The 11,747-nt window shown below is 72.0% G+C and carries 14 protein-coding genes; 6 read left to right on the top strand and 8 right to left on the bottom strand.

Going from position 1 to position 11,747, the window contains the following annotated elements:
- Positions 1 to 4: 4 nt before the first annotated feature.
- The 3 genes from PS271_RS15175 (at position 5) to PS271_RS15165 (ending at position 1,871) form a co-directional block, all read left to right on the top strand.
- Positions 5 to 472, top strand: a complete 468-nt coding sequence (locus PS271_RS15175; RefSeq protein WP_398382397.1) for a phage holin family protein — start codon at positions 5 to 7, stop codon at positions 470 to 472.
- Positions 469 to 1,476 (top strand): alpha/beta fold hydrolase, encoded by a 1,008-nt coding sequence (locus PS271_RS15170; RefSeq protein WP_398382396.1) that lies wholly within the window; start codon positions 469 to 471, stop codon positions 1,474 to 1,476. The genes PS271_RS15175 and PS271_RS15170 overlap by 4 nt, the downstream gene beginning before the upstream one ends.
- 182 nt (positions 1,477 to 1,658) lie before the next feature.
- Positions 1,659 to 1,871, top strand: a complete 213-nt coding sequence (locus PS271_RS15165; protein ID WP_120755370.1) for a hypothetical protein — start codon at positions 1,659 to 1,661, stop codon at positions 1,869 to 1,871.
- Between the two features lie 49 nt (positions 1,872 to 1,920).
- Here the strand turns inward: PS271_RS15165 and PS271_RS15160 are convergent, their stop codons facing one another.
- The 3 genes from PS271_RS15160 to nth all read right to left on the bottom strand — a co-directional run bounded on the left by PS271_RS15160 (position 1,921) and on the right by nth (position 4,730).
- Entirely contained in the window at positions 1,921 to 3,120 is a 1,200-nt protein-coding gene (locus tag PS271_RS15160; RefSeq protein ID WP_398382395.1) for a MarP family serine protease, read from the bottom strand.
- Between the two features lie 81 nt (positions 3,121 to 3,201).
- Positions 3,202 to 3,888 (bottom strand): NUDIX hydrolase, encoded by a 687-nt coding sequence (locus PS271_RS15155; RefSeq protein WP_398382394.1) that lies wholly within the window; start codon positions 3,886 to 3,888, stop codon positions 3,202 to 3,204.
- The gene (gene nth, locus PS271_RS15150) at positions 3,885 to 4,730 is read right to left on the bottom strand and encodes an endonuclease III (protein WP_398386856.1); all 846 of its coding nucleotides are present in this window, start codon (positions 4,728 to 4,730) and stop codon (positions 3,885 to 3,887) included. Before nth ends, PS271_RS15155 begins: the two co-directional genes overlap by 4 nt.
- 262 nt (positions 4,731 to 4,992) lie before the next feature.
- On the opposite strand from nth, the gene PS271_RS15145 reads away from it, so the two are divergent.
- Complete coding sequence (locus PS271_RS15145) at positions 4,993 to 5,667, top strand: Crp/Fnr family transcriptional regulator (protein WP_030367278.1); 675 nt, start codon at positions 4,993 to 4,995, stop codon at positions 5,665 to 5,667.
- A gap of 179 nt (positions 5,668 to 5,846) precedes the next feature.
- Here the strand turns inward: PS271_RS15145 and PS271_RS15140 are convergent, their stop codons facing one another.
- The 4 genes from PS271_RS15140 to sp36 form a co-directional block, all read right to left on the bottom strand.
- A complete protein-coding gene (locus PS271_RS15140) occupies positions 5,847 to 6,680 on the bottom strand; it encodes an MBL fold metallo-hydrolase (RefSeq protein WP_398382393.1) in 834 nt (277 codons plus the stop codon).
- Positions 6,677 to 7,564, bottom strand: coding sequence for an NUDIX hydrolase (locus tag PS271_RS15135; RefSeq protein ID WP_398382392.1), 888 nt, complete (start codon positions 7,562 to 7,564; stop codon positions 6,677 to 6,679). Before PS271_RS15135 ends, PS271_RS15140 begins: the two co-directional genes overlap by 4 nt.
- 214 nt (positions 7,565 to 7,778) lie before the next feature.
- Positions 7,779 to 8,243 carry a RidA family protein gene (locus PS271_RS15130; protein ID WP_356280862.1) on the bottom strand — a complete coding sequence of 155 codons (465 nt, stop codon included), beginning with the start codon at positions 8,241 to 8,243 and terminating at the stop codon, positions 7,779 to 7,781.
- Complete coding sequence (sp36, locus tag PS271_RS15125) at positions 8,240 to 8,398, bottom strand: Sp36 family protein (protein WP_086785308.1); 159 nt, start codon at positions 8,396 to 8,398, stop codon at positions 8,240 to 8,242. Before sp36 ends, PS271_RS15130 begins: the two co-directional genes overlap by 4 nt.
- 93 nt (positions 8,399 to 8,491) lie before the next feature.
- Here sp36 and bagA point away from each other — a divergent pair, with 93 nt between their 5' ends.
- A complete protein-coding gene (bagA, locus tag PS271_RS15120) occupies positions 8,492 to 9,484 on the top strand; it encodes an ATPase BagA (protein WP_398382391.1) in 993 nt (330 codons plus the stop codon).
- On the top strand, positions 9,481 to 11,058 hold the full coding sequence (gene bagB, locus PS271_RS15115; RefSeq protein ID WP_398382390.1) for an ATPase BagB: 1,578 nt from the start codon (positions 9,481 to 9,483) through the stop codon (positions 11,056 to 11,058). Before bagA ends, bagB begins: the two co-directional genes overlap by 4 nt.
- Before the next feature lie 97 nt (positions 11,059 to 11,155).
- Here bagB and PS271_RS15110 read toward each other — a convergent pair whose 3' ends face one another.
- A complete protein-coding gene (locus tag PS271_RS15110) occupies positions 11,156 to 11,491 on the bottom strand; it encodes a WhiB family transcriptional regulator (RefSeq protein WP_189382430.1) in 336 nt (111 codons plus the stop codon).
- Between the last annotated feature and the right edge of the window lie 256 nt (positions 11,492 to 11,747).

Raw genomic sequence — 11,747 nt, 5'->3', positions numbered from 1 at the left:
GCCGATGAGCGCAGCCGACGACGGTGCGAACGGTGCCAACCGCACTCTCGGCCAGCTGGTGGCTACGGCCACCACCGAGCTGTCCGCGCTGGTGCACGACGAGATCGCACTGGCCAAGGCCGAGCTGCGGCAGGACGCCAAGCGCGTCGGCATCGGTGGCGGCGCGATCGCCGCGGCCGGCACGCTCGCGCTTTTCTCGCTGCCCGTGCTGAGCTTCGCGGCCGCGTACGGCATCCATAACCTCGGCCTCGGGCTCGCCTGGTCGTTCCTGATCGTCGGCGGCGCGTTCCTGCTGATCGCGGCGCTGCTCGGGCTGCTGGCGGTGGCCAAGTTCAAGAAGGTCAGCAAGCCGGAGAAGAGCATCGCCTCGGCGAAGCAGACGGCGGCCGTGCTGGGCACCGTCAAGCCGCACCCGCGCCCGCTGACCGACACGAGCCCCGCGGACGCATCTGTGACACGCTCGACCGTATGACGGTGCCCGATACCTCCGCAGCGACCTCGTCGCCCGATCCCGCCGTTCCGGCCACCGTGCCGGAGCCGGCCCCGACGGGCACCCCGGGCGGTTCCGCCACGTCGGTCGTCCGGCCCGAAGGGCCCTGGGCCCACCGGGACGTCGCGGCGAACGGCGCGCGGTTCCACATCGCCGAGATGGGTGACGGGCCGCTGGTGCTGCTGCTGCACGGCTTCCCGCAGTTCTGGTGGACGTGGCGGCACCAGCTGCCGGCGCTCGCCGAGGCGGGGTTCCGGGCCGTGGCCATGGACCTGCGCGGGGTGGGCGGCAGCGACCGCACGCCGCGGGGCTACGACCCGGCCAACCTGGCCCTCGACATCACCGGCGTGATCCGTTCCCTGGGCGAGCCGGACGCGGCGCTGGTCGGCCACGACCTCGGCGGCTACCTGGCGTGGACGGCGGCGGTGATGCGGCCCAAGCTGGTGCGCAGGCTCGCGGTGTCCTCCATGCCGCACCCGCGCCGCTGGCGTTCGGCGATGCTCGCCGACCCCCGCCAGAGCTCGGCGAGCAGCCACATCTGGGGCTTCCAGCGGCCGTGGATCCCGGAGCGCCGGCTGGTTGCCGACGACGCGGCGCTGGCCGGGCGGCTGGTCCGCGAGTGGTCGGGGCCGCGGCAGCCGGACGACGAGGCCGTGGAGACGTACCGCCGGGCGATGTCCATCCCGTCGACGGCGCACTGTTCCATCGAGCCGTACCGCTGGATGGTGCGGTCGATGGCGCGGCCGGACGGCATTCAGTTCAACCGGCGCATGAAGCGGCCCGTACGGGTGCCCACGCTGCACCTGCACGGTTCCCTCGATCCGGTGATGCGCACGCGCAGCGCGGCGGGCTCCGGAGAGTACGTGGAGGCGCCGTACCGCTGGCGGCTGTTCGACGGCCTGGGCCACTTCCCCCACGAGGAAGACCCGGTGGCGTTCTCGACCGAGCTGATCAATTGGCTCAAGGATCCGGAACCGGACCGCTAGGGTCCGAAACAGGCCGCCGAGCCCCGGCCGAAAGCCTACGGACCGGGCGGGCGGCGGACGGGCCACGCTCCGTAAACCGAAGGGGAACGTCCGTTCTTCGAACGGCCAATTGCCCGGCGCATAGGCCGATTGAGCGACCCCCGGGCGATTACCGACCTTTCGGCCCGGGCACAGAGCACGGTATGGGCTGGACGCACGACTACCGTGACGTGACTCAGGAGCGGGGCGCCGAGGGCGACGCCGCGCTGATCGTGAGCGAGATGCCGGAGAGGGCCGGGAGGGGCGAGCACCGGCCATCCGCCGGGCACGATCCGCGCATCGGCATTCCGCGCATCATCCGGCGCCGCGCCCGGTGGGTGTCGGCGCGGCTGCGCCACCACCCGCGCAGCCGCTGACCCGGCCGCAAGGATCCCCGCAGGCCCCTGCAAGGGCCTGCGGGAAGGCTCAGAGGGCGCAGCCCTGGGTGTTGACCCGCTCGGTCGCCCGGCGGCCGCTGGTGGCGTCGCCGCGCACCTCGTCCGCGGTCAGGGCGTAGCCGGTCTCGGCGTCGTCGAGGGACTTGGCGAAGACCACTCCGTAGACCCGGCCGTCCGGCGTGAGCAGGGGCCCGCCGGAGTTGCCCTGGCGGACGATCGTGTAGAGCGAGTAGACGTCGCGGCGGACGTTGCCGCGGCGGTAGATGTCCGGGCCGTTCGCCTGGACGCGGCTGCGGACTCGCGCGGCGCGCACGTCGTAGGAGCCGTTCTCCGGGAAGCCGGCCACGATGGCTCCCTTGCCGCTCTCGGCGTCGGCCTCGGCGAACCGCAGTTCCGGCGCCTCCAGGTCCGGCACCTCCAGCACGGCGATGTCGCGCTTCCAGTCGTAGAGGACGACCTTCGCCTCGTACTGCCTGCCCTGGCCGCCGACCTGCACGGTCGGCTCGTCGACGCCGCCGACGACATGGGCGTTGGTCATGACGCGCTGCGGGGCGAAGACGAAGCCGGTGCCCTCCAGGACCTTGCCGCAGCTGGGAGCGGTGCCGACGACCTTGACGATGCTGCGCTGGGCGTCGGTGGCGACGGGGCTGCCCGCGAGCGCGGGGTCGGGGGCGGGCACGTTGGTGATCGGCTCGGTGGAGAAGGGTGCGAAGACCTGCGGGAAGCCGTTCTGCGCGAGGACGGTGCTGAAGTCGGCGAACCAGGTGTTGGCCTGCGGGGGCACGACCCGGGCGACGCCGAGCAGCACCTTCGAGTTGCGGACCTCCTTGCCGAGCGTCGGCAGGGACGTGCCGGCGAGGGCGGAGCCGATCAGCCAGGCCACCAGCAGCATCGCCAGGACGTTGACGAGCGCGCCGCCCGTGGCGTCCAGGGCGCGGGCCGGTGACCAGGTGATGTGCCGGCGGAGCTTGTTGCCCAGGTGGGTGGTGGCGGCCTGGCCCACGGAGGCGCACACGATGACGATGACGACGGCCGCTATGGCGGCGGCCATGCCGGGGGTGGCGTCTCCGGTGGCGCTGTCCCAGATGACGGGCAGGAGATACACCGCTACGAGGCCGCCGCCGATGAATCCGATCACCGACAGCACGCCGACCACGAAGCCCTGGCGGTAGCCGACGACGGCGAACCACACGGCGGCGATCAGCAGCACGATGTCCAGCACGTTCACCGGGAATGCCTCGCAATGATGTCGTCTGCGGTGTCGCCGGCCCGGGGGACGGCGGGAGCCGGGATCACCGTCTCATGCCCGTCAGGCCCGCTGATCCAGCGGTACCTGCCGATCGCGGTCCCAGGGGCGCTCCCAGCCCGCGTAGTGCAGGATCCGGTCGATCACACCGGCGGTGAACCCCCACACGAGGGCGTTCTCGACCTTGAAGGCGGGGCCGGTGTGGCCGCTCGGATGTATCGCGGTCGCCCGGTTCTCCGGGTCGGTCAGGTCGGCTACGGGCACGGTGAAGACGCGTGCGGTCTCGGCCTTGTCGACCGGCTTCACGGGGGTGGGCTCGCGCCACCAGCCGAGCACGGGCGTGACGACGAATTTGCTCACGGGAATGTACAGCTGCGGCAGGACGCCGAAGATCTGGACGCCCGCGGGGTCGAGGCCGGTCTCCTCCTCCGCCTCGCGCAGCGCGGCGCGCACGAGCCCACCCGAGGCGGGGTCGCCGTCCTCCGGATCGAGGGCGCCGCCCGGGAAGGACGGCTGCCCGGCGTGCGAGCGCAGCGTCCCGGCCCGCTCCAGGAGGAGCAGCTCCGGGCCCTTGGGCCCGTCGCCGAAGAGGACGAGCACGGCGGACTGCCTGCCGCCGGTCTCCGGCGGCAGGAAGCGGCTGAGCTGGTGGGGCTCGATCGTCTCCGAGGCGCGCGCCACCGGCTCCAGCCACCCGGGCAGGCCCTCGGCGGTGACCGCGGCGGCTCCTCGGCCGTACGTGCTCGTCATGCGTCGCCTCCCAGCGGCGGGGCCGGCAGGCCCGGGTAGTCGGGCGGGGGCTTGAGCCGCTGGCCGGGCTTGCCGCCCTTCTCGTACTTCAGGAGCTTCTTGGCCTTCTCGGGGTCGGTCTCCCCCTCCCCGTACGAGGGGCAGAGCGGGGCGATCGGGCAGGCGCCGCAGGCGGGCCTGCGGGAGTGGCAGATGCGGCGGCCGTGGAAGATGACGCGGTGCGAGAGCATGGTCCACTCGCTCTTGGGGAAGAGCGCGCAGATCTCCGCCTCGACCTTCTCCGGGTCGGTGGCCTCGGTCCACTTCCAGCGCCGCACGAGCCGCCCGAAGTGGGTGTCCACAGTTATCCCCGGCCTGCCGAAGGCGTTGCCGAGGACGACGTGGGCGGTCTTGCGGCCGACGCCGGGCAGGGAGACGAGGTCCTCTATGCGGCCGGGCACCTCGCCGCCGAAGCGGTCGCGGATCGCGGTGGACAGGCCGATAAGCGACTTGGCCTTGGCGCGGAAGAAGCCCGTGGGCCGGATGAGCTGCTCCAGCGCCTCGGGGTCGGCCGCCGCCATGTCCTCGGGCGTGGGATAGGCGGCGAAGAGGGCGGGAGTGGTCTGGTTGACGCGCAGGTCCGTCGTCTGGGCGGAGAGGACCGTGGCGACCAGGAGCTCGAAGGGATTCTCGAAGTCGAGCTCGGGGTGGGCGTACGGGTAGACCTCGGCGAGCTCGCGGTTGATGCGACGGGCGCGGCGGACGAGGGCGGTGCGGGACTCCGGCTTTGCCCCCTTTACGGAAGATGGACTTCCGCTTTCCTTTTTGGCCTTATTTGCGGCTTTCGCCGCCCCCGCGGGCACGCGTTCGCCCACAGCGGAATTACGAGGCGGAGTCACCCTTCCGGCCCCCTTGCCCTGTGCTCTCACCGGCGTATTGGACACCCGGCCAGACTAAGGCCCACCGCTGACATCCGGCCCTCGCGCAGAAAAACCACAGCCCAATCGGACCCCTGCCGTAGGGCTTCGGGCGACGATGCGCGACACTTGTGTTTGATCACACAGTTTTACCGACGGGCATCATGGGGACCACGGTCCTCTGTGCATGTCGACAAGGAGAGAACTCGTGGACGACGTTCTGCGGCGCGCCCCGCTTTTCGCGGCGCTCGATGACGAGCAGGCCGCTGAGCTGCGCGCCTCCATGGGCGAGGCTACCCTCGCGAGGGGCGACGCCCTGTTCCACGAAGGGGACCCCGGCGACCGCCTCTACGTGGTGACCGAGGGCAAGGTGAAGCTCCACCGCACCTCCCCCGACGGCCGCGAGAACATGCTGGCCGTCCTGGGTCCGGGCGAGCTCATCGGAGAGCTGTCGCTCTTCGACCCCGGGCCGCGCACCGCCACCGCCACCGCCCTCACCGAGGTCAAGCTGCTCGGCCTCGGCCACGGTGACCTGCAGCCCTGGCTCAACGCCCGCCCGGAGGTGGCCACCGCCCTGCTGCGCGCCGTCGCCCGCCGGCTGCGCCGCACCAACGACTCGATGTCGGATCTCGTCTTCTCGGACGTCCCCGGCCGCGTCGCCAAGGCCCTGCTGGACCTGTCGCGCCGCTTCGGCGTGCAGTCCGAGGAAGGCATCCACGTGGTGCACGACCTCACCCAGGAGGAGCTGGCCCAGCTCGTCGGCGCCTCCCGCGAGACGGTCAACAAGGCCCTCGCCGACTTCGCCGGCCGTGGCTGGCTGCGCCTGGAGGCCCGTGCGGTGATCCTCCTCGACGTGGAGCGGCTCGCGAAGCGCTCCCGCTGACGTCTGCCGTGCCGGGCGTGCACGCCGCACGCCCGGGGCGCACGGCACGACGGGAGCGCCCTCAGGCGCGCCCACAAGCTCGGAAGGCCCCTGCCGGGAACGGCAGGGGCCTTCGGCATGCCCGCCTCATGCGCTCGTAGGGCGAGGAGGGTACGAAGGGCGGTACAGGGCGCCTCCGCTCATTGGATCAGCCCGTGCTCCCCCAGGTACTCCAGCTGCGCCCGTACGGACAGCTCCGCGGCCGGCCACAGCGATGGGTCGACGTCCGCGTAGACATGGGCGACCACCTCCGTCGGCGTGCGGTAGCCGTTCTCCACGGCGGTCTCCACCTGCGCGAGCCGCTTCGCCCGGTGCACGAGGTAGAAGTCGACGGCGCCGCACGCGTCGTCGAGCACCGGGCCGTGGCCCGGCAGCACCGTCCCCACGCCCTCGTCCACGGTCAGCGCGCGCAGGCGGCGCAGCGAGTCGAGGTAGTCGCCGAGGCGGCCTTCGGGATGGGCGACGACCGTCGTGCCGCGGCCCAGCACCGTGTCGCCGGTGAACAGCGCCCCGTCGGCGGGCAGGTGGAAGCAGAGCGAGTCGGCGGTGTGGCCGGGTGTGGAGAGCACGTGCAGCTCCAGCCCGCCGGTGGTGACCACGTCACCGATGCCGAGGCCCTCGCCGCCCAGGCGCAGCGCCGGGTCGAGGGCCCGTACGCGCGTGCCGGTCAGCTCGGCGAAGCGGGCCGCACCGCCGGAGTGGTCGGGGTGGCCGTGCGTGAGCAGAGTGAGGGCGATGCGCTTTCCGGCCGCCTCGGCGGTCGAGATGACGGCCTGCAGGTGGGTCTCGTCGAGCGGTCCGGGGTCGATGACGACGGCGAGGTCGGAGTCCGGTTCGGCGACGATCCAGGTGTTGGTGCCGTCGAGCGTCATCGGGGACGGGTTGGGCGCGAGGACACAGGTCGCGCGGGCGGTCGCGGGGCCGCCGAGGGCCCCTGCGCGGGGCCGGCCGGGGAGTTCGGTCGCGGATGTCATGAGTCGGCCTCCGAAGGTCCCGAGGGTTTCATGGCGACGTGCCGGGTGAATTCGTCGTGTCCGGGCCAGCTCAGCACGATCTCCCCGTCTTCGAGCCGCGCTCGGGCCAGGACGGGGGTGAGATCCCTGTCACGCGCGGCGGCCAGGGCGGCGGCGGCGCTGCCGTACGGGCGCAGCTGGCGCAGCGTGGAGATGGTGGGCGGCATCATCAGCAGCTCGCCGCGGTCGAAGCCGTCGGCCGCCTCGTCGGGGCGGATCCACACGGTGCGGTCCGCTTCCGTGGAGGCGTTGCGCGTGCGCTGTCCCTCGGGGAGGGCGGCGACGAAGAACCAGGTGTCGTAGCGACGCGGTTCGAACTCGGGCGTGATCCAGCGCGCCCAGCCGCCCAGGAGGTCGCTGCGCAGGAGCAGGCCGCGCCGTACGAGGAAGTCGGCGAAGGCCAGCTCGCGGCTGACGAGGGCGGCCCGCTCGGCCTCCCACTCGGGCCCGGTGGTGTCCGCGACGACCGTGCCGGGGGTGGGGCCCGCGAGCAGCACCCCCGCCTCCTCGAAGGTCTCCCGGACGGCGGCGCACACGATGGCCTGTGCGGAGGCCGCGTCGACGCCCAGGCGCCGCGCCCAGTCGTCGGGAGCGGGGCCGGCCCAGGGCACGTCCCGCTCGTCGCGCGGGTCGACGGAGCCGCCCGGATACGCGTACGCGCCTCCGGCGAAGGCCATGGAGGCGCGTCTGCGCAGCATGTGGACGGCGGGGCCGCCGGCTCCGTCGCGCAGCAGCAGGACGGTCGCGGCGCGGCGGGGGCGTACGGGGTCGAGCTCGCCTCGCGTGAGCGCTCTGATCCGGTCCGGCCACTCCGGCGGATACCACTGGCCGTTCGAAGTCGACATGGCCGGATGCTATGCGCTCACGGGCGGATGTTCGAGGGGACGGCGGGGGCGGGAGCTCAGCCCCTGCCCCGCTCTCCTTCGGCCCCGGCGCCGGTCTCGGCGCCGGTCCCGCCCGGCAGCCGGCTCAGGCCTGGACCCGGACTCAGGCCCGGGCTCGGGCTCAAGCCTGGGCTCAGGCTCAGGCTCAGGCTCAGGCCCAGACCCGGGCCCGGGTTCAGGCCTGGACCTCGACGATGATCTCGACCTCGACCGGCGCGTCCAGCGGCAGCACCGCGACGCCCACGGCCGAGCGCGCGTGCACGCCCTTCTCGCCGAGCACCTCGCCGAGCAGCTCGCTGGCGCCGTTGAGGACGCCCGGCTGGCCGGTGAAGTCGGGGGCGGAGGCGACGAAGCCGACGACCTTCACCACGCGGACGATCTTGTCCAGGTCACCGACGACCGACTTGACCGCCGCCAGGGCGTTCAGCGCGCACGTGGCCGCGAGCTCCTTGGCCTGCTCGGCGCTGACCTCGGCGCCGACCTTGCCCGTCACGGGGATGGAGCCCTTGACCATGGGCAGCTGACCGGCGGTGTAGACATACGCGCCGGAGCGCACGGCCGGCTGGTACGCGGCCAGCGGCGGCACGACGTCGGGAAGGGTCAGCCCGAGCTCGGCGAGCCGGCTCTCGACGGCGCTCACGGCTTCGGCCGCTTGAGGTAGGCCACCAGCTGCTCGGGGTTGTTCGGCCCCGGGACGACCTGGACGAGCTCCCAGCCGTCCTCGCCCCAGGTGTCCAGGATCTGCTTGGTCGCGTGCACGAGCAGCGGCACGGTGGCGTATTCCCATTTGGTCATAGGGCCGACTGTAATGCCTCCCACCGACAGCGAATGACCTCATGTCGCCACCTGGCGCCGCAAGGGCGTTGCGGACGAATTAGGCTCCGATTCATGAGCAGGCTCCATGTCGTCAGCGGCAAGGGCGGAACCGGCAAGACCACGGTCGCCGCGGCACTCGCGCTTGCCCTCGCCGCCGAGGGCAAGCGCACTCTCCTGGTGGAGGTGGAAGGCCGTCAGGGCATAGCCCAGCTGTTCGAGACGGAGGCGCTGCCGTATGAGGAGCGCAAGATCGCGGTGGCGCCGGGCGGGGGCGAGGTCTTCGCTCTGGCCATCGATGCCGAGCGGGCACTCCTCGATTACCTGCACATGTTCTACAAGCTCGGCAGTGCGGGGCGGGCGCTGCGGAAGATCGGCGCCATCGATTTTGCGACAACCATCGCGCCCGGGCTGCGCGACGTCCTGCTGACCGGCAAGGCCTGCGAGGCAGTCCGCCGCAAGGACCGCACGGGCCGCTTCGTCTACGACTACGTGGTCATGGACGCCCCGCCCACCGGCCGCATCACCCGCTTCCTCAATGTGAACGACGAGGTGGCCGGGCTCGCCCGGATCGGTCCGATCCACAACCAGGCGCAGGCCGTCATGCGGGTGCTCAAGTCCCCGGAGACGGCGGTGCACTTCGTGACGCTGCTGGAGGAGATGCCCGTCCAGGAGACGAGTGACGGCGTTGCGGAGCTTCGCGCTGCGGGCCTGCCCGTGGGCGGTGTCGTCATCAATATGGTGCGGCCGGAGATATTGGGCGCGGCGGACGTGGAGGCTGCCGCGAACGGCCGGCGGACCGCCGTCGCACAGGCCATGTCGCACGCCCTGGAGCGCACCGGGTTCGGCGGCGCGCGCGGCCCCGGCCTCGCCGAGCAGCTCGTCGACCCCCTGCTGACCGAGGCCCGCGAGCACATCGAACGGCTCGCCCTGGAGGCGCGCGGGCGCGCCGACATGGCGGCGCTCGGCCTGCCCACGTATGAACTGGAACTGCTCGGCGACGGCGTTGACCTGGCGGGGCTCTACCGCATGGCGCGCGAACTGCGGAAGCAAGGAGTGGCGCGTTGACAGCAGAAGTGCCGGCCCAGGTACCCGCCCAGCGGAAGGGCCTCGACACCGCCTCCGTCCTCGCCATCGACCCCGTTCTGGACAACCCCCGCACCCGCATCGTGGTGTGCTGCGGCTCCGGCGGCGTCGGCAAGACGACGACCGCGGCGGCCCTCGGCGTACGGGCCGCGGAACGCGGCCGGAGGGTCGTCGTCCTGACGATCGACCCGGCGCGCAGGCTGGCGCAGTCGATGGGCATCGAGGAGCTCGACAACGTGCCCCGCCGGGTGCCCGGCATCGACTCGTCCGCCGGTGGCGAGCTGCACGCCATGATGCTCGACATGAAGCGGACCTTCGACGAGATCGTGGAGGCCCACTCCGACAAGGAGCGCGCCCGGGCGATCCTGGAGAACCCCTTCTACCAGTCCCTGTCGGCCGGCTTCGCGGGCACGCAGGAGTACATGGCCATGGAGAAGCTCGGCCAGCTCCGTTCCCGCGACGAGTGGGACCTGATCGTCGTGGACACCCCGCCGAGCCGCTCCGCGCTCGACTTCCTGGATGCTCCCGGGCGGCTGGGCTCGTTCCTGGACGGCAAGCTGATCAAGCTGCTGGTCGCCCCGGCGAAGCTCGGCGGGCGGGCCGGGATGAAGTTCCTGGGCGTCGGCATGTCCGTGATGAGCGGGCCGCTGAACAAGCTGATGGGCGCCCAGCTCCTGCGGGACGTCCAGACGTTCGTGGCCGCCATGGACACCATGTTCGGCGGATTCCGCACCCGCGCGGATGCCACGTACCGGCTGCTGCAAGCCCCTGGGACGGCCTTCCTGGTCGTCGCGGCGCCCGAGCGGGACGCGCTGCGGGAGGCGGCGTACTTCGTGGAGCGGCTGGCTGCGGAGCGCATGCCGCTGGCGGGGCTCGTCCTCAACCGGGTGCACGGAAGCGCGGCCGGTCAGCTGACGGCGGAGCGGGCCCTGGCCGCGGCGGAGGCCCTCTCGGAGGGGCTCGCGAACGGGTCGGCGAACACGTCGGTGAACGCGGCGGTGAACGGAGCCGCGGACGGGTCGCAGGGTGCCCCGGAGGCAGCTTCGGAGGCGGCTCCAGGGGCGGCTCCGGCAGGAACATCGGAAAATCTTGCCGCCGACGGCATTGTGGATCGTGACAGCGGGCAAGCTGGGTCACGTACCGCCCGCGTCGCAGGCACCGACGCTCCCACAGCCCCGTCCTCTCCGTCCTCCCCGTCTTCTCCCGAGAGCGGCCTCCCCCAGCCGGCGTCTTCGGGAGAATCGAGCGACGCTGTGGACAACGATGCGTCCAGGTCGGAGAGCGACGCGTCCAGGACAGCAGCAGGACTGCTGCGGCTGCACGCCGAGCGCATGCAGGTGCTCGACCGCGAGCGCCGTACGCGCGACCGCTTCACCTCGCTGCACCCGGAGGTGGCGGTGGCGGAAGTGGCCGCCCTGCCCGGCGATGTGCACGACTTGGCGGGGCTGCGGGAGATCGGCGAGCGCCTCGCCGCCCAGCCCGCTGCCCCGGCTCCCAAGGCCGCCTCGACCGCTTCACCCGCTCCGCCGGCGGACCAGCCTCACGCCGCCGAGTGAACTGAGTGACCCTGTAGACCGTGGACCTGTAGGCCCGTCAGGGCATCGGAATCGATGTCTGGCGATGTTTGTCGATGTCTGCATCGACATGGACCGGCTACCCGACAGCCGCGTACTCGCCGTACTCCTCGTCGCCCAGCGGCAGGATCCCCGCCCCGCGCTCGTATTCCGTACGGGCGGTCTCCAGGAGCCTGCGCCACGAAGTGACCGTCGGCCTGCGCCGCAGCAGCGCCCTGCGCTCGCGCTCGGTCATCCCGCCCCACACGCCGAACTCGACGCGATTGTCCAGCGCATCGGCCAGACACTCGGTGCGCACCGGGCACCCCGTGCATACCGCCTTGGCCCTGTTCTGTGCAGCGCCCTGAACGAATAGTTCATCCGGATCGGTAGTGCGACAGGCTGCCTGCGCACTCCAGTCGGTTACCCAGCCCATGCTGGCGCCGTCCTCTCCCGAATCGGGGCTCCCCCACGGCGGCAGCGGCATATTCACCGTTGCCAGTTGAGGACGTTACGGAAGGCGGGCAGGGGGCAACACCCCCTTCGGGCCCAATCTTGGATGGCCCGAACGGACTATGCGTACGCGGCAGATCACCCAACGGAGTGAGCGAACGACATTACCGGCTAATCCGCCATATCGGAGCAGATCACCCGCGAGTCACCCGGGTCGCAAACCCCAGAGAGTGACACGG

It is taken from the genome of Streptomyces sp. SCA2-17 (assembly GCF_044336695.1).
Note: the sequence above shows the minus strand (reverse complement) of the source record. Positions and strands in the feature narration are given on the sequence as shown.